10 protein-coding genes are annotated in these 18,815 nt (G+C 45.3%); 3 read left to right on the top strand and 7 right to left on the bottom strand.

Annotated features, from left to right (window positions below; translation table 11 throughout):
• Positions 1 to 7: 7 nt before the first annotated feature.
• From ABNK31_RS14425 to ABNK31_RS14435, 3 genes are read left to right on the top strand one after another with little or no spacing between them, the layout of a single operon-like run.
• Complete coding sequence (locus ABNK31_RS14425) at positions 8 to 466, top strand: hypothetical protein (protein WP_418893163.1); 459 nt, start codon at positions 8 to 10, stop codon at positions 464 to 466.
• Between the two features lies 1 nt (position 467).
• Entirely contained in the window at positions 468 to 3,269 is a 2,802-nt protein-coding gene (locus ABNK31_RS14430) for a M16 family metallopeptidase (protein ID WP_418893164.1), read from the top strand.
• A 32-nt stretch (positions 3,270 to 3,301) separates the two neighbouring features.
• Positions 3,302 to 4,768, top strand: a complete 1,467-nt coding sequence (locus ABNK31_RS14435) for a hypothetical protein (protein ID WP_321579716.1) — start codon at positions 3,302 to 3,304, stop codon at positions 4,766 to 4,768.
• 67 nt (positions 4,769 to 4,835) lie between these two features.
• Here ABNK31_RS14435 and ABNK31_RS14440 read toward each other — a convergent pair whose 3' ends face one another.
• From ABNK31_RS14440 to ABNK31_RS14470, 7 genes are all read right to left on the bottom strand, one after another.
• On the bottom strand, positions 4,836 to 5,639 hold the full coding sequence (locus ABNK31_RS14440; RefSeq protein ID WP_418893165.1) for a metallophosphoesterase family protein: 804 nt from the start codon (positions 5,637 to 5,639) through the stop codon (positions 4,836 to 4,838).
• Between the two features lie 821 nt (positions 5,640 to 6,460).
• On the bottom strand, positions 6,461 to 8,749 hold the full coding sequence (locus ABNK31_RS14445; RefSeq protein ID WP_418893166.1) for a glycoside hydrolase family 3 N-terminal domain-containing protein: 2,289 nt from the start codon (positions 8,747 to 8,749) through the stop codon (positions 6,461 to 6,463).
• 28 nt (positions 8,750 to 8,777) lie between these two features.
• A complete protein-coding gene (locus tag ABNK31_RS14450; protein WP_418893167.1) occupies positions 8,778 to 10,151 on the bottom strand; it encodes a glucoamylase family protein in 1,374 nt (457 codons plus the stop codon).
• 4 nt (positions 10,152 to 10,155) lie between these two features.
• The gene (locus ABNK31_RS14455; RefSeq protein WP_418895415.1) at positions 10,156 to 12,222 is read right to left on the bottom strand and encodes a glucoamylase family protein; all 2,067 of its coding nucleotides are present in this window, start codon (positions 12,220 to 12,222) and stop codon (positions 10,156 to 10,158) included.
• Positions 12,223 to 12,349: 127 nt separating this feature from the next.
• Positions 12,350 to 13,999, bottom strand: coding sequence for a glucoamylase family protein (locus tag ABNK31_RS14460; RefSeq protein ID WP_418893168.1), 1,650 nt, complete (start codon positions 13,997 to 13,999; stop codon positions 12,350 to 12,352).
• 62 nt (positions 14,000 to 14,061) lie between these two features.
• Complete coding sequence (locus ABNK31_RS14465; RefSeq protein ID WP_418893169.1) at positions 14,062 to 15,555, bottom strand: RagB/SusD family nutrient uptake outer membrane protein; 1,494 nt, start codon at positions 15,553 to 15,555, stop codon at positions 14,062 to 14,064.
• Between the two features lie 30 nt (positions 15,556 to 15,585).
• Positions 15,586 to 18,606, bottom strand: coding sequence for a SusC/RagA family TonB-linked outer membrane protein (locus tag ABNK31_RS14470; protein ID WP_418893170.1), 3,021 nt, complete (start codon positions 18,604 to 18,606; stop codon positions 15,586 to 15,588).
• Between the last annotated feature and the right edge of the window lie 209 nt (positions 18,607 to 18,815).

Here is an 18,815-nt window from a genome sequence, read left to right on the forward strand (position 1 = left end):
GAGAATAATGAAAAAGAACATGCTATTTTTATTCATCGGCGGGTTATTATTGTTTTCTTCCTGTTCATTGGAAGAAAATCCGCCTTATGATTTGAAATTTATCCATATAATGAAAGATGAAGCGTCTTCTACCACCGTTAGCTCCAAAGCGAACACAGTGAGTACGTATAACGTGTATTTGAGCGCCCCGGCCTCACAAGAAACCGTCACGGTTACTTATGAAATTATCGTGGGAGAAGGCTTAACGGAAAATGTCGACTACAAACTTCTAACAAAAGAAACCAGTTTAGTTTTTTTACCGGGTATTTATGATATGCCTATACGTATTCAATGGTATCCCAACCCAATAGATCCGGAAAAAGATAATAGTATAAAAATTCGATTATTGACAAATGATAAAGGGTATTCCATCGGACTGCCGGGCCCCGATAAGAATCAATCGGAATTTACGATAACTAAAATATAAAATGAATAGAATTAAATATATTGCCTTCGGCGTTCTTTTATTCTCTTGGTGTTGTGTATGCATTAACGCTCAGGATATTCATCAAGACCCAAAACTTATCAAAGGAAAATTACAGAACGGATTAACATACTATATTTATCCGAATGATTATCCGAAAGGACAAGCGATTTACAGGTTATTCATTCGCTCAGGGTCGTTGTACGAAGAAAATACTCAAAAAGGGTTGGCTCATTTCTTGGAACACATGGCTTTCAATGGGACAACGCATTTTCCCGGAAATTCCTTAGTCGATTATTTGCAGGATAAAGGTGGCAAATTCGGTAAAGACTTGAATGCCCACACCTCATATAATGAGACGGTTTACAAATTGCAAATGCCCACGCATTCGCAAGGGATTATCGACACAACCCTGATGATTCTATCAGATTGGGCGAATGGCATCGTTTTAGGAAGTGAGCAAATAGATAAAGAAAGAGGGGTTATCATGTCGGAATGGTTGTCGAAAAAAAATCCGGAAAGTGAAGTAAGCGATATCCTTCTAATGGATTTATTTAATAACTCCCGATTCTCCGAAAGAAAAGTTATTGGGGACACGGCCGTGATTCTGAACTTTAAGCACGACCAGTTGAGGGATTATTATAAGAAATGGTATCAGCCCAACTTAATGGCTGTAGCAGTGATTGGAGACATCGATACGCTGTTAGTGAAAAAACTGATTATTGACAAATTCGGTTCCATCCGGGTGAAAAGCCCTACGGTTCCTCCCTCTTTTGACATCCCCGATTACACAGGAAACGATTTCAAAGTCGTTATCAACAAATCGTTGAAAGAGCCGGAGTTGAATGTATTCCAACTCATCCCGCTTTCCCGTCCCATTCAAGAGGAAAGCGACTATCTGGAAAGCCTGCAAACGGAGATGATTAATCGGTTAATTCGTAACCGGTTAAATGATGTGTCTTTTTCTAATAATGCGTACTCGAAATCGAGTGCGGGAATCACCGAATTATTGAATACAAAAGGCCTGTTTTTCGCATCGGTCTCTCTCTTTCCCGATAAAATCGACGATGGAATTACGGCTTTTGTTGCTCACTTGGAACAAATCTATCAACAGGGTTTTCTGCCGGTTGAAATCAACAAAGTCAAAAAAGCCTATTTAAGCCAACTGCAAAAGAAAAACAGTGCGCAGGCGCCCATTTCATCTTTTAGCATGATCGATAAAATCTATTCGGATTTTTATCGGAACAATAAAGTGATAAATACCCAAGAGGAATATCGGTTGGCAAACAACCTCATTGACCGCATAGACTCTGCCTCTATCGCAAATACGATGCAACAACGAATCCGCAAGGAACAGTTACATTTCCTTTACTCTTCTTTTGATTCGACCCAAGTGAGCACCCCAAAACAACTATCGGATATGCTTATCGCGGCTCACAAGCGCGTAGTCAACCCATACGAGCTGCATGTCGACACTTCCTCCGTTGCTTTATTGCAAGAAAAGCCGCATCAGGGTAAAATCGTTTCTACGAAAACCATCCCGGAAATCAAAGGAACAGAGCTCTTGCTTTCCAATGGCGTGAAGATTATTTACAAGCCTTCCGTTTCCGACAAAGACAGAGTGAACATATCCGCTTTCAAAATGGGCGGTTTATATGCCTTAGATTCGGTGGATTATTACAATGGATTATTTGGCAGCGGCGTAATCTCTTTAAGTGGCGCCGGCGATTTTTCGCGACAAGAATTATCGTACTTTCTCACGGGTAACTCAGCGTCGGTTAATTTATTAATCGATAAAACGCGATCGGGATTAGTCGCTAGCTCTTCGGTGGAAGATATAGAGACTCTCTTTCAACTTTTATATTTAAAATGGACCTTCCCGAAAATTGACAAAAGTGTATTTGAGCTGACAAAAGATATGTTCATCAAGAACTATCGCAATAAAAATATTACTGGCGAAAACCTCTTTTATCAGGACTTGAACTACCTAATGCGGGGAAAGGATTATGTAAGCGAAGAACTAACCGATTCGATTTTGCTAACCCATGTGGATATCAATCGGATTATTCCTGTGTTTAAGAAATCGTTCGGAAATGCATCCGGATTTACTTTTGTTATTGTATCGAGCGCTTCATTAGAAACATTAATCCCTTATATTGAAATCTATTTAGGCGGATTAAACAGCCAAAAAGACGCCGACGTTCACTTTAACTATGCGGGTGGGCAAATACGCACCGAAAATGAAAAATTTATCAGAAAAGCCGGGAATTCGCCTAAAGCTACCGTATCTTTAATTTTTCAGCAAGTGGATTTTCCCAACGAAATAGATATTTTTAAATTACAAAGCAATATCGCCGACGATATCTTGCGAATGAAATTTCTTCAACAATTACGGGAAGAGAAAGAGATGATTTACAGCATTAGTGTCAGCACCGGAGCGACTTTCTATCCGGCAAAATTGGTAAGAAGTAATATCATATTTACCTGTCAGCCTGAGAATGCCGACATACTTATTACGGACATCAGAGAAATAATCGACGAATTTGCCAATGACCCGCAAAAAATCGCTCCTTATTTAAAAGATGTAAAAACCAATCTCCTGAAAGAAATGGAGCTCAACAAACAAAAAGATTCTTTCTGGAGCACTTTCCTTAGAAACACGTCCTTCAACAAACAATACAACTGGAGTTATGTAAAGGATTTCGAAACAATCGTCCACTCGATAACAAAAAAAGAAATAGCGGATATCATTTCCACTAATTTCGATTCGGATAAAATGATTGAAGCGGTATTATTACCCAAATAAATTTATATATATTAATTAAATAAGAATTTGTTATGAACTTAAAAAACATTGTTTTTTCGTTATTGGCACTTATAGGCGTTTTTATTGCCTGTGAGCAAAAAGACCCTGAAGTCATCGTCTATGAAGCAAAAATGACTTCATTCGGATTTTATGTAGAGGATAATGAAGGATTAATACACGAAGATTACGTGAATTCGACCTTCACCGGAACGAGTATTAATTTGTTTTTACCGGAAGAGATCGATAAATCAACCCTGATTGCCCGGTTTACGGTTACAGACAAAGATGAGGTAAAAGTGGGAACGGTGTCTCAACAAAGTGGAAAAACCGCAAACGATTTTACGGTTCCGGTAGATTACATAGTAACGGAAGGAACTGCAAACGTAAAATATACGGTAACAATAGGCAAAGCGCCGGCATATGTTTGGACGGCATTAGCCTCGCTTCCCACCGATTTGGCTGTCTCATTAAAGATGAACGTCAATCCTGTAGACGGTGTACCTTATATCATCTATAAAATAGATAAAGACGAATCCGACGACCAAGGCGCAGCATTATTGTCGTTTAAAGATGAGAAATGGACATCATTGGGACAAGCTTCAGATGGCCGTATAGGTAGTTACTATGACTTGACTTTTAACTCAAAAGGAGTTCCTTATGTTTCCTATACCGATTATACAGCAAAAACATCTCAACAAGCAACTGTAAAATATTATACAGGGAATTGGAATCTGTTGGGCAGTGTTGGCGCAGCATCATCGAATAAAGTCTCCTATCATGGTATAAATTTCGCTTCCGACGATAAATTATTATTAATGGCAACCTATGATGCCAAAGACGGCGCTTTAGCCAGGAGGGAAATGAGTGTCAATACGTATGAAAATGGAGTATGGGCTCATAATTCCACTATTCCGGGGAGATCTTCCGACTTAGTGTCTTATTTAAATGTATCTAAAAAGCAAGGTAATGCTATTTATCTTGGCGTTTATAATGCCGTAAATCCAAACTCTTTCTCCGTTTATAAATATGAGAATAATGCTTGGTCTACTTTGATCGACAAATGGTCGGATACAAATGCAACAGGCATTTCCTTAAGAGATTTAGACATTGCGGTGGATGCCGATGGAAATGTGTTTGTGGCTTTTGCAGATAATAGCTCAGAACAAACGTACAAACATAGAGTGATTAAATATGATGCGGTGACAAAAGAAATCTCTACTGTCGGAAATTATCTGGCGGGTGCTTCAGGAGGACTCTTTAATTTCGATTTGGAAATTAATCCTTTTGGGGTTCTCTATTTGTTTTACAGAAATGAAAGTTTATTCCCTTGTGTTACCTATATAGATAACGAGACTCAAGATTGGACACAACCTCATATATTCGAGCCTGCCGAAGCGGATGATCTAGATTTGAGTTTTACACCTACTGGAATCGGTTACGCAGTTTATACTAAGGATAACAAAATCTTTGGATATAAATATAGTGCTCCGGTTAAATAAAAGAAGAGGACACTTTCTATAAACTATAAAAAAACGTTCGGCATTGTAACCGAACGTTTTTTTAACCTCATTTTTCAACAGGGTCCCACCCATAATCAATATATTCATATTCTAACTGATCATCCTGAGTGATGTTTATGCGTACAAAACCTTCTTCCATACCGTGCTGTTTTCCCATCCACCACTTACCGGAAAAAGAGGGTGCAGAAATCACAGTCGTCTTATTCAAAATATTCAGTACTTCAAAATAATGAATATGTCCCTGTAAAATTAATTTCAGGTTTTTATTTTTAAATACATTCAGTACTTCATCGGTATTTTCTATCGCAATTTTATTGGTATTCGCATTTGTGCCTCCCCCATACCACTGAGAAAGCGTGGTAATTAACGGAACATGAGCCGTTACAACAATAGGCGTCTGATCATCTATCTGCGCTAAATCTTCCTTTAGCCAACTTATTTGAATAGAATCGACCTTACCGATATATTTCCTATCCGGAGTAATGACCATATCGTCCAATGTGATAAAATGCCATCCTTTATGATCGAAAGAATAATATCTCTTCCCAAAATATTTTTCATAAAGTTTTTTACCAAACAACGGATGATTTATGTTTACTTTTCTGTTATATAAAGAAAAATGTTCATGATTTCCTATGGCATAATAAACGGGATAAGGAATTCCGGATATCTGAGAGAGAAACGACCGGCATAAAGCTTCCGCTTTATCTGAAGAACTTTCGCGCATAACATCATACACGATATCTCCTCCGATCAAAATGAAGTCGGGATTCATCGTATGAATGGTGTCTAACGCTTTTTGTAAGGCTTGTCCCCCACCCCTTTCTTCGTTATAATGAACATCAGCCATATAAATAAACGAAAATTTATTCGATGACTGTGATAAAACCGTAATACTATATGAATATAAAATGAATAGTAAAAACAACGCTTTCCTCATCTTTTTCTTTTGATTAGTCTATTTTCTATCTTAATAAACAACCTTTAAACAACGACTTCGAAATAAACAGCAGGATAAAAAATTGTTTTTGTCCTTTTTAGAAACTGAATACGGCTGCGAAGTTAAACAAAAATATCAAACCAGGCATTAGAAAATAGGCCTCGATTACTTCGCAACGCCCGACAAAGACGAATATATATCTCCGCCGACTAATACGCACCCGACAAGGACGAATACACATCCCCGCCGACCAATACGCATCCGACAAAGACAAATACACCTCTCCGGAGGCTTCGAATCGCCCGACAAAGACAAATACGTACCTCCCAAGCACTTCGAATCGCTCGACAGGGACAAATACGCATCCCCGGGGACTTTGCATCGATCCCCACAGACTTCGAATCACCTCCCGGAGACTTTGCATCGGCCCCCAAAGACTTCGAATCACCTCCCGAAGACTTTGCATCGGCCCCCAAAGACTTCGAATCATCTCCGAGGACTTCGAATCGGTCCCCACAGACTTCGAATCGCCCGACAAGGACAAATACGCACCTCCGGAGACTTTGCATCGCTCTCCGGGGACTTTGCATCAGCCCTCAAAGACTTCGAATCATCTCCGGGGACTTTGCATCGCTCCCGCATCACTTTGCACCGCCGCTCGGCTTATGCCTCAAAAAAAGAGCAGCCTCCGCGACTGCTCTTCTCATCTTAAACCAGTTGACACTCTCTTTCTATTGAATAGAAAAAGAGATTTCGTTCGTATCATCGGCAGAATGCTGCGCCACCCACAGTTTCAACGCTCCGGCTTCGGCTTTCTTCTTCCCCTCGATTCCGTAAAACGCCAGGTCTTCGGACGTCAACTCGAACGTTACCTGCTGCGTTTCGCCCGCCTTCAAGGTAATCTTACGGAAACCTTTCAATTCTTTCACCGGACGGGTCACACTCGCCGTCAACTGCCGCGTATAAAGCTGCACGACAATTTCACCGTCGGCCGTTCCGCTATTCCGCACATCGGCGGTCACCGTCAACTTATCGTCTTTCGTATTCAACACATTCTTATCGGATTTTACATTCCCGATTTCGAATGTCGTATAGCTCAGCCCATATCCGAAGGGGTAAAGCGGGGTGACGGAGCTGTCGAAATAACGCGAACGGTAGTCGACCGACTCATCTTTTAAATCCACCGGACGCCCGGTGCTTTTTTGATTATAATAGATAGGAATTTGTCCGACATTACGCGGGAAAGACATCACCAGCCGTCCCGAAGGGTTATAATCGCCGGCAATCACATCGGCGATGCCGTTACCGCCTTGTACGCCGGGAAACCAGGCCTGAAGGATCGCATCCATCGTTTCATCCTCCCACGACAAATCGAGCGGACGGCCGCTCAGGGTGACCAACACCACCGGCTTGCCGGTTGTTTTCAACGCCCGCAACAGTTCGATTTGCGCTTCGGGCAGGCGGATATCGGTGCGGACAGCCGCTTCGCCCGACCAATTGAAATCTTCTCCCACAGCGGCAATCACGACATCCGACCGGCGGGCGGCAGCCACGGCCTGGGCGATTTGTCCGGGGGTCGTTTCCGTAATCGACGAACCGGCTGCGTAAATGAGTTTCACCGACGAACCGGCATACTTATCGGTCAATCCTTTCAGGATCGGGATGCTTTTGTTGCGATCGCCCAAACCGGCCCACTCGCCGTTAAGATTGATGGAATCGTTCATCAGGGGTCCTACCAAAGCGAGGATTTTGCCGCTTTCCTTTTGAATGGGAAGGACATTTCCTTCGTTCTTCAGCAATACGACCGACGAAGCCACCGCCTCACGGGCGGTTTCCATAAACTCAGGCGTCATCGTATTCGCGCGCGCCCGGTCTTCATTTAAATAACGATACGGGTCGTCGAAAAGGCCGAGCAGGAATTTCATTTCCAAAATACTTCGTACGGCATTATCGATAGTACGTTCCGACACACGTCCTTCTTTCACCGATTCGGCAAGGTATTTAATATATGTAGCGCCGGTCATATCCATGTCGACACCCGCATTCACGGCCAGTTCGGCCGCCTGCTTTTCATCGGCCGCCACTCCGTGCGGAACGAGTTCGTTCACACCGGTATAATCACTCACCACAAATCCGTTAAAGCCCCATTCGTTGCGCAGGATATCCGTCATCAACCAACGGCTTCCGGTGGCCGGCACGCCGTTCACATCGTTAAACGAGGCCATAAACGTACCCACGCCGGCCTCCAATGCCGCCTGGTAAGGGGGGAGATAGACATTGCGCAGCGTGTGCTCCGAAAGCTCCGCCGTATTATAATCGCGTCCCGATTCGGCCGCGCCGTAAGCCGCAAAGTGCTTGCCGCAAGCCAACAGGGTATTAGCCTCGGCAAGCGATTTCCAGTCGCTTCCGCCTTGGAATCCCTGCACGCGCGCTTTAGCAATTTGGCTACCCAGGTAGGGATCTTCGCCGGCGCCCTCCATCACACGCCCCCAACGGGCATCTCGGGCGATATCCACCATCGGGGCGAAGGTCCAGTTAATACCGTCGGAGGCCGCCTCTACGGCAGCTATTTCCGCCGTCCTGCGCATCATTTCCAGATCCCATGAACACGCTTCCGCCAACGGGATGGGAAAGATGGTCTTATATCCGTGGATGACATCCTGCCCGAACAAAATGGGGATGCCTAATCGCGTCGAGTCGACGGCTATCTGTTGAAAAGCCCGTATTCCCTGCACCGATGTGGCATTAAAGATACTGCCGATCAATCCTTTTAAGAGATAGGGTTTGAAATTATCGGGCATGACGGGGCCGGTGATGGATTGATTGGCCGAGAACTGCGTCATCTGTCCGAGTTTCTCTTCGAGGGTCATCAGTTTCAAGACCGAATCGACCCGCTGCTCTATCCGTTTATCACCACTGAAACTCTGCCATTTCCGTTCCCCCGGAGAGGAGGGCGATTGGCACGACGTTATCAGCATCGCTATCACTACACCTATTACTAAAATATTCGTTTTCTTCATCTTAAATTTTAAATCTTGAATCATTGAATCATTGAATCTTAAATCCCAGTTTTTCCAGTCCCTCCTGTATCTCGGGGGCGCCCATAAACAGGTTCCACAGCAAGCCGGTACGGTAGTTTTCGATCATCGGGGCGATGGTCAACTGGTCGATAGCCAGATACCGTTGCGGAAACCAATCATCCTGAATACTGAATGCATCGTAAAATCCATATTCGCCCCACAACTGATCGCCCAGGTCATGATAAAAATACTTCAAGGCGCGCATCGACTGCTCGGGAGTGTAAGGGAAGCTCGACAAAGAAGCTGTCGGGGTAATGACCCCCGCATCGTTTGTGGGCATGTGCGCAGAGTAACCGTTGACCGAATAACTGGCCGTCAGTCCCCAGCACGAATCGCTATACCCTTTATAGCCATGAGGGTTTTCCAAGCAATATTCGTAATTAATCAGCGCATGGCTGCGATTGAGTTGCCAATAGTCGGCATACTCATCTTTCAACCCTTTCGGATTTAAGCCGATAAACGAGTAATGCGCCCAGAAGAGCGGGCCGCCGTATTGTTCCGCCCCGTTATGCTTCAACACCAGCGGATGACCGTAGGTGACGACTTCGCTTTTGATGTTTCCGCCCCGGGCCCATCCGTTGTGATAGGCCGATGCAGGAATGGAATGTGTGGGCGATGCGGCCGCCAGAATGTAGGTGATAAGGCACTCGTTGTATCCTTCAATCGGGAACTTCATCTCCCATCCGTGGGTCGGACTCCAATGCCAGTACAGCACATCTTGTCCGTCGAGATACCAGGTCCAGTCCATCTCGCGCCAAAGCGTGTCGATCTTCTTCGCAAGCGATTGCTCCGCATCGTTGCCGTTTTTAAAATATTCCCGGGCGCACAGCAGTCCCTGCATCAGGAAAGCGCTTTCCACCAGGTCGCCGCCATCGTCTTTATGACTGAAGGCCTTCGCTTTGCCCGTGGGGCCGTGCATCCAATGCGGCCAAACCCCGTGGAAACGATCGGCTTTGGCCAGATAGTCGGCGATTTTATGTAGCCGCTCCACTCCTTCTTCACGGCCGATAAATCCTCGGTCGATAGCCACGATAAGTCCCGCGATACCGAAACCGCTGCCGCCGGTGGTGACGACATCCGCATCGTTTTCGGGATACACCCCGTCGACATGAAAGCGTTCGCGGGCTAAACCGGAAGTCGGTTCCGCGCCGTCCCACATATAATTGAAATGCGCTTTTTGAATATACTCCAGCAACGCATCATCGGATGCGAAAGACGACGGGCGTTCGCCGGCCGGAAGCGCGGTTTGCTTTGTTTGCTTGTTGGTACAGGCCGTGAATATCGTTCCCGTTATAAGAACGGCAATGAATAACGATGTGAGAATGCGGTTGTTCTTTGTCATTTTATTATTGGATATGATTGATTTTCTTTATTCCTTTTTGTACATCGGGATGACTCATGAAAAGATCCCAGATAAGCCCGCTTCGATAATTCTCGATCATCACCGTAATGGGCGCCTGGTTTAACCCCATAAAGATGGTTGAGCACCAATTGTCCGAAAGATTAAACGCATCGCGGAATCCGTATTCGCCCCACAGGAAATGGCCGTAGTTGCGATAGTAATTCTTCAGTGCGGACATCGATTCTTCGGGCGTATACGGGAACGACGCGAGTGCGCCGGTAGGAGCAATGGTACCGTTATCCAATCGTTCTACGGGTTCCTGTGCGCGGTAACCCCACGCATGGTCGCTGGCGGTAAGTCCCCAGCAACCGGGGCCGTAACCGGTGTAGCTGCCGGGATTCTCCACACAATAGCGATAGTTAATGCGGGCAATCGTTTGATTATTGTGAAAGTAATTGGTGTATCGGTCGGTAAATCCGTGAGGGTTCAATCCCATATAGGAATAATGAGTGAAGAATAACGGTCCGCCGTTCGAAACACCGACATCGAGTTTCAAACCATAATAAGTATTTCCGTTGATGTATTGGGCGCCGTCATCGGTTTTGCCCCAGTCGATACGGTAGTCTTGCCCTGTTTTATGGCGATCCGCCCATCCCGTGTAATACATTTCCGGCTCCACGGCGTGGGTCGGCGACAGGATGGCCAACAGATACGTGATCATCGTTTCGTTCCAACCAATCAACCGGTGGTCGATGACCCATGCTTGGTCGGGCGACCAATGCCAATATAAGAAAGGACTGTCGGGATACCGTTTATACCATTTCCATTCGATTCCCTTCCAGAACGTATCGATCTTCCGGCGGATGTTTTTTTCTTTCTCGTTGTTCCCGTCGAAATACTGATGAGCCGCCAGCAATCCCTGTACGAAGAAAGATGTTTCCACCAAATCGCCGCCATTATCTTTATTCCCGAAAAAGGGAACGGCTTTGCCGGTTTTGCCGTCGATAAAATGAGCCACGGCGCCGTGATAGGTGTCGGCTTTTTCCAGAAAGGCGGTAATAGCCGTAAATCGCGCCACGGCTTCCTCGCGCGAAATGAATCCTCTTTCTACCGCCACCAACGTGGCCATAATGCCGAAGCCCGATGCCCCGGTAGCAATCATATCGCTCCGGCCGGGAATATTTTCGCGTGCCAGTCCGCTCACCGGCTCGGCGCCTTCCCAATAATAGCGGAAGTGCGCTTCCTGCACCATATCCAGCAATTGTTCATCGGTCATCGCATACGTGGTAGCTTCCATCGCTTGCGAAGCCGGCGATTCGTTCAAGGCATCGTCGACCGCAGTCACTTTATACCATGCTTTGTAACCCGTTTCGCCGACAAAATCGGTAAAGCGGTTCATCCACGGGCGGCGGATACCGACCGCTTCATACGTCTTCCCGTCCTGTGAACGGTAGATGCGGTAATATTTTATCCGTCCGGACGTTTGAGGCGTCCACGACACATCGATATGCCGTTCGTATGCTTTTACGCCTTTCAATAGAGGCGCCTTTAAGGCCGTAGCAGCGGTCTGTGCGGCCGGAAGCAATTCTACGTCGTCTAGATAAACGGTATGTTGCTTTCCGTCTTTCGCTCCGGGATAAAACGCCACTGCCGCCAAGGTGTGAATATTCGCATCGTTCAAATCCTCAACTCCGAAATCCTTCAACGGAATACGCACCTGATGCCACGTATCCGGACGTTTATCTTTTAGATATTCCGATAGCTTCAACCGGTGCGTATAGGTTTTATCGCGATACCGAATCGCCACGTGGGGTAAGGCATCTGCGGCCATGGTTTCCGTCAAGAAAAGTTGTAAGGAAAGCACATCCGGCGTGCGGAAGAAATCGTTTCCGCGTAAACGGTGATATTGAATTTCACTGTACCAGTCTCCTTCGTCGGAAGATACATAGGTCAGTTCGAGCGCATTTCCGGGACTAAAGGCGCGATCAACCACCGGTAATCGGCAACGGGCATTTTTCAGCCATGAAGGCGAGGTATAATCAGCTTTCGTATAAAAATAATCGCCTTTCATCGGACTATTATCGAAGAAAATATAATCGTACCGATACTCCGAAGGGCTTTCGCAAAAAGTTCTTGTTACCGTCGCAACAAAAAGGACAATGATTAAACTAAGTTTCCGGTTCTGTCGCATAATTCCTTTAGTTTCGGGTCTCAAACCCCAGTTTCTTTAATCCTGCCTGTATTTCCGTACTGCGCCCCAGCAAATTCCAAAGCAATCCGGTACGATAGTTTTCGATCATGACGATAATCGGCCCCTGGTCGATAGCCAGAAAGTCGGAGGCATACCATTTTTCCGTCAGATTGAAGGCATCGATAAAGCCATATTCTTTCCATAGCTTATCGCCCAACGTATAATAAAAGAAGCGAAGGGCCGCCATCGATTCTTCCGGCGTGTAGGGCATGGAAGAGAGGGCCGCAGTGGGAGCAATCACCCCTTTGTCGTTCGACGGTGAGTGCGCGCTATAGCCGTTGTTGCCGTCGCTGGCCGTCAAACCCCAGCAAACGTCGCTGTAACCCAGATAACCGCCGGGATTGCGCCGGGAATGTTCATAGTTAATCCGCGCGTGGTTTACATTTTGCTCTCCATAATCGGCATACGCGTCTTTGAGCCCATTGGGATTTAATCCGAGAAACGAATAATGGGCGAAAAACATCGGGCCGCCGTACGAAGGCCCTAACGGCAGTTTATATCCGTAATACGTCCCGTCGTTGCGCATAGCGCCGTTGCGCGCCCAACCATTATCATACACTTCTTTCGGAATGGAATGCGTAGGAGACGCCGCGGCCAACACGTACGTAATCAGACTTTCGTTCCAGCCCGATATCTTCATGTTCATTTCCCATCCGTATACGGGACTCCAATGCCAGTAAAGGGTGTTTTGGCCGTTTTGACGAAACCAATTCCATTCCACCGCCTCCCACAATTCGGTAATCAGGCGGCGTAGTTCGGCTTCATTCGTATCTTCACCGTCAAAATATTCACGCGCCGTCAACAATCCCTGAAAAAGAAAAGAGGTCTCCACCAGATCGGCTCCATCGTCTTTTGTACTGAAAGGCTTCGTTTCGCCGGTACTGCCGTTAATCCAATGAGCGAAAGCGCCATGGTAAGACGTACACCGCTCTTTCAGAAAACGGGTAATCTTCAATACCCTTTCCGCAGCTTCTTGGCGAGACACAAACCGGCGTTCGGCGGCCACAATCATCGCCATGATACCGAATCCCGTCCCTCCTGTGGTGACGACATCGCCCGACGAACTGCGCTCACGGGCCATACCGCTTACCGGATGTCCGAAATCCCAAAAGTACCGGAATGTCTGCTTCTGCACTAATGTCAACAGCTCTTCATCGGATATGCGGGGATACTTATCTGTGGAATCCAATGCGGTTGATAAGACATACACATTTTCCTCCGAAAGATATTTTCCGGTTACCGATTTCAAACCTTTACCGACAATCAACCGGAAGGAAGTATAGGACGCTAACACCTCTGTCGGCTTAATGGTAGCCGATAAACCGTCAACCCTATACGAAAGGTCAACTCTATCACCGTTCAGAACCCGTAAACGAATATTGTTCTGTAAAGTACCTTCATCGACTTGTTCCGAAAAAGTAAGTTTCACAGACAGATGAGGATCCACACCGGTATAAGAAGAGGCATTATATTCCCCTTCGATTTCAATACCTTCTATTTGAAAGGTGGCGGAAATGGATTCTTCGTCGCTCTTTCCGCAAGACCACAGAAAGCCGATATACGTCGTGAGGATGAGAATGCATAACGGGTACTTCATACTTTTTCAATCTAAAATAAAAGAGGGAGGTTTACTCCCTCTTTTACTATTTACAATCTAAATCAATCCATCGGGTCAAGCATCAAATCAGGAAGATCGTCAAGCTGCGAGGATGGTATAGGCCAGTAGGTTTTGGCTTCTGTCCACTTTGGACCAAGTACGGTAGCGGCTTCTCCTGTACGCACCAAGTCGACATACCGGTTACCCCATTCACCGCAAAGTTCCATACGGCGTTCGTCCAATACATCATTCAGCGTTACACCTGTTTTAGTAGGCATTTTCGCCCGTTCGCGGACTAAATTATAGCCGCTGTCGCCGTTCTTTCCCAATCGAATTTTAGCTTCGGAATTCATCAGTAATACTTCAGCATAGCGCAGAATACGCACGTTGTTGTTTTGACCATAAGTGGTACGGCCAGGTGTGAGTTGATCATACGGAAGATAATCCTTGCCATTCCAGCAATCGGTCGAAGTCCCCCGTGCGTCGCTTACTACCCAACCTTCGCGGGTAGTGCTTCCCGCTTTCAGGAAAGAAGTTTCGGCACGTACGGTTTCGCCTCTATTTTCCGCCCATGTCACAAAACGTGATTCATAACCCACAAATCCCCATCCGCCGAATGAAGTTCCGGTTTTGGGATTTGTCAAAGAAAACGGGCCGGCAAAATTGAACCACTGGTCAACTCCGACGTACTCTCCCGAACCATTGCCGAAGTCTGTAACTTGACATTCAAACAAAGATTCATTACTCAGTTTTCCCGGAATTTTGAACAAGTCATAGTATTCGGTATACAGAGAGAAATTTCCATCATTAATGATATCGTCCGTCAATGTTTCAACTTGATCATATTCCCCTTTCAGAAGATACACTTTGGCAGCTATCATCTCGGCAGTAAATGCACTTACAGCCCCATTGTGTGCCATTTGGTTCGGACGCAAACGAGGCAATTTATCGATGGCATAATTCAAGTCTTCCAGCATGTAGTTATATACGGACGCTATTTTAGAACGACGAAAGTCTGTTTGCGTGTTGTCTTTATAGAGTACAATCGGACCGAAATTGGTCACTAATTGATAGTAAGCCCATGCACGGATAGTACGTACTTCACCACAATAGCTTTCATAGTTCTCATAGGCATCTGTTCCCTCGGTCAGATAGGCGGCATAGCCGTCAAGCGATTCCAAAGCCGAGTTTGCCGTACGGATAATTTCATAAAATGTAACCCAAACGTTATTAAGTGCCCAGAACGAATTCGTGTAGTTGAAGTTGCGTCCGAAATCAACAGCCGCTCCCTGGTCGTCAGTACGTCCGGACCACACATCTCCATCACGAGTAAACATCAGTAGTTTGTTAGCCCAATGCATCGCGGAAGTACGTAGCTTTGCGTAAACACCAATAACCGGTTGGTACATGTTTTCTGTTTTTGTAAAATCCACACTCTCTTCCGGCACTTTATTTTCCGGTTCGATATCGAGGAAATCCGAACAGGCGGTGATGCCTCCCAAGGCCAGAATTGCCGGGAGAATAATATATGCGAATGTTTTCTTTAGAAATTTCATTGCTTTCAATTTTAAATGTTTTTTGATCGTTTAAAAATCAATTTGAACACCGAATGTATAGGTAGCAGTCAAAGGATAAACTTGCGTATCCCATCCTTCAGCATCCGACAATTCAGGTGTGAAGCTGTTGGCCTTGAACCATGTCAATGGGCGGTCGGCCGTCAACGAGAGACGAACACCGGGTAGAGTATAGCCCCCCATTCTAATATCTCGGAATGAATAACCGAGAGTAACGTTTTGGATGCGGAAATAATCCGATTTTTCAACAAAATAAGATGCACTATTACTGTCGGACACGTTCCATGTCTTCAACAATGCTTTCGACGAGGGATTTTCGTTGGTGGAACCGGCCCCTGTCCAACGATTGTTATATTGGTTTTTGTCGAAGTTATAATTGGATGCGGCATAACGCAGTGCCCGTTTCCTGTTCCAAAGTTCGCCTCCGAGTTGTCCATAAGTGGTCAATCCGAAGTCCAGATTTTTGTAGGCAAATCCTACATTAAATCCATACGTGAGATCAGGAATATAAGAACCGAGGATTTGTTTGTCACTTCCGTCAATGACATTGTCATTATTCACATCTTCGTATTTGAAGTCTCCGGGTTCAAGTCCGTTTGCTACAGCAATCGGATCAGCTTGTACTTCCTCTGCCGTTTGATAGACTCCTACGACCTTGAATCCGTAATAGGAATTCATTTTCTCACCCACTTTATTTACCGTTTTACCACCCTTGATAATCGTCATATTATCTTTCAAGCTTTTAACTTCATTGTGCAAGAACGAAAGATTGGCTCCGACGTTATAGGCAAAATCTTTTCCGATATTATCGTTCCAGTTTAAAGATAAGTCGACACCGGTGTTTAAAATCTCGCCGTAATTTCCTGCCAGCGTAGTGCCTTGCATGGGAATTTTAGGAGAAATAACAGCGTTTTCCGTGATTCGGTAATACCAGTCGATATCGGCATTCAACCGGTTTCTTAAAGTCGAGAAGCTCGCGCCGATGTTTGTTTCGTTCACGACTTCCCAACCAAGCCAACTAAAATTGGATGAATTGGTATAACCATCAAGGGCATTGTTGGGGCCAAACACTGCTTGTACATTTTCAATGCTTGCAAAACCGGCACTTGCGGCAATTTTATCATTTCCTAACTTACCCCAACTTGTACGAAGTTTTAAGTAATCGAATACCTTTTGGTCTTTCATGAAAGGTTCTTGTGAAACCACCCATGCAGCGCCTATCGACGGGAAATATCCCCATTGGTCGTTGTACTTTGAAGAACCGTCGGCACGGTAGGTGAGCATCAACATATACTTATCATCGTAATTGTAGTTTAAGCGGGTGAAGTACGACAAACCACGGTAACGCCAACCATCGTCGGTCACTGTTGCACCCTCTTTATTACCTAAGGCAATATATTTCCATACATCACTGCCTTCGGGCACATTAGTTGCTGTTCCTTCCAACTTTTTGTACTGTTCTTGCCGCATGGAGACACCTGCCATACCCGTAAATGCGTGCCTTCCCCATTTATCCGTATAAGTTGCCGTATTGTCCCAAATTCCTTTATAATAGTTCTCGTCTTTTTTGGTCAAACTCGTAACGTTCGCCTGTTCTTTGGAACCTACATAATAAGTCGGCGTAAAATTTGTACCGCGAATCTGAGAGTAATCATAACTGTAACTCGAACGCACATTCAATTTATCGGGAAGAATGTTAAACTGAGCATAAAAATTGCTCAGCACTTGATAAGTCTCATTCCGGTTATCATAGTAAGTAGCCGTCGCTACCGGATTGTAGAAGTTGTTCGAAAAACCGACTTGTTCGGGAGATGCAAATTTATGCGGAAATATAGATGAGTCGCGGGATTCATCATAAACAGGGATGATAGAGGGTGTATTAAAGGCATGCTGCCATGCATCCTGTTTTGGCATCTGCTGTTGCGAGTTGCTGAATACGCCGTTAAACCCTATTTTAAGCCAGCTTCTTGCATCGAAGTCCAGTGCAGCCCGGAAATTCAGGCGGCGGTAGTAGTTTTCAATATCCATTACCCCATCTTGAGACAAATAGCTTAAACCGGTTGAATACGTTGCTTTATCCGTACCGCCGGATACATTCAAGCTGTGGTTTGTCATCATAGCAGTGCGCAACAATTCATTATACCAATCCGTATCGGCATTGAATCTCAATGCACTGAGGTCTCCCCCAAATGCATCGACGGATCCCTCAAACAGGTATCTGTAAGTATCGGGAGCGGCTTCCATCAGCATGGTGGCATACTCATGGGAATTGGCCATCTGCAATAAATTGGTCGCTTGCTGAATACCGACATATCCATTGTAAGTCACTCGGGCTTCTTGATTACGTACACCTTTCTTTGTGGTGATGATCACGACTCCGTTGGCTGCCCGTACACCATAAATAGCCGCAGCAGATGCATCTTTCAGAACCGTCATTTCCTGAACATCAGAATTGTTCAGAAAGTTGATGTTGTCATAAAACATCCCGTCCACTACATATAAAGGGGAAGTATCTCCAAAAGATCCCATACCGCGAATAGTCACCTTAGGACCATCACCGGGAGTTCCCGAATTAATGATATTGACTCCGGGTACCTTCCCTTGTAGTGCCGCCATGGGGGATGAAGTAGGCACATTTACAAAATCCTTCTCCTTAATCACATCAATCGGAGCAGTCAAGTCCTTTGATTTTGCAGATCCATAGCCGATCACCACCACTTCTTCCAATGCTTGCACATCTTCGGCAAGGGTTACATTGACGGTACTACGTCCGCCTACATTTACTTCTTGCGTCAGCATTCCGATATAACTGAATACTAACGTCGCATTATCCGGCACATTCGTTAAGGTATAATTACCGTCGATATCGGTAACCGTTCCATTCGAAGAGCCTTTTACAAGAACGCTGACTCCGATGGCCGGTTGGCCGGAGGCGCTCTCTGTCACCACTCCCTTCACCGTTATTTGCTCTTGGGCAAATAGAAAGAAGGGTACGCAATACAAAACAAATAATAAAAACTTCTTTACTTTCATGGGTCAGTTTTTTTTAATAATATGTATTTTTAAAAATCACTTTTGTTACAAAAACATTACAAAGGAAAGCGGATTTCACCCGGAAACTAAATAAAGCACCCCTCTAAAAGTACGATATGTTTTATAACATGTTTTCAAAGGGTACGTTTTCTCTACTTCATCCGATAGTATATCGCTGACAAATAGAATACTTATAAAAATGAAAGGAG

Source organism: Limibacterium fermenti, from assembly GCF_041902845.1.
Lineage (GTDB): Bacteria > Bacteroidota > Bacteroidia > Bacteroidales > Dysgonomonadaceae > Limibacterium > Limibacterium fermenti.

Excerpts from the sequence above, each read along its gene's own strand:
- ABNK31_RS14455 (WP_418895415.1), bottom strand. The coding sequence starts at position 12,222 with ATGAAAGGCGATTATTTTTATACGAAAGCTGATTATACCTCGCCTTCA.
- ABNK31_RS14440 (WP_418893165.1), bottom strand. The coding sequence starts at position 5,639 with ATGGCTGATGTTCATTATAACGAAGAAAGGGGTGGGGGACAAGCCTTA.
- ABNK31_RS14460 (WP_418893168.1), bottom strand. The coding sequence starts at position 13,999 with ATGAAGTACCCGTTATGCATTCTCATCCTCACGACGTATATCGGCTTT.
- ABNK31_RS14470 (WP_418893170.1), bottom strand. The coding sequence starts at position 18,606 with ATGAAAGTAAAGAAGTTTTTATTATTTGTTTTGTATTGCGTACCCTTC.
- ABNK31_RS14425 (WP_418893163.1), top strand. The coding sequence starts at position 8 with ATGAAAAAGAACATGCTATTTTTATTCATCGGCGGGTTATTATTGTTT.
- ABNK31_RS14435 (WP_321579716.1), top strand. The coding sequence starts at position 3,302 with ATGAACTTAAAAAACATTGTTTTTTCGTTATTGGCACTTATAGGCGTT.
- ABNK31_RS14465 (WP_418893169.1), bottom strand. The coding sequence starts at position 15,555 with ATGAAATTTCTAAAGAAAACATTCGCATATATTATTCTCCCGGCAATT.
- ABNK31_RS14430 (WP_418893164.1), top strand. The coding sequence starts at position 468 with ATGAATAGAATTAAATATATTGCCTTCGGCGTTCTTTTATTCTCTTGG.
- ABNK31_RS14445 (WP_418893166.1), bottom strand. The coding sequence starts at position 8,749 with ATGAAGAAAACGAATATTTTAGTAATAGGTGTAGTGATAGCGATGCTG.
- ABNK31_RS14450 (WP_418893167.1), bottom strand. The coding sequence starts at position 10,151 with ATGACAAAGAACAACCGCATTCTCACATCGTTATTCATTGCCGTTCTT.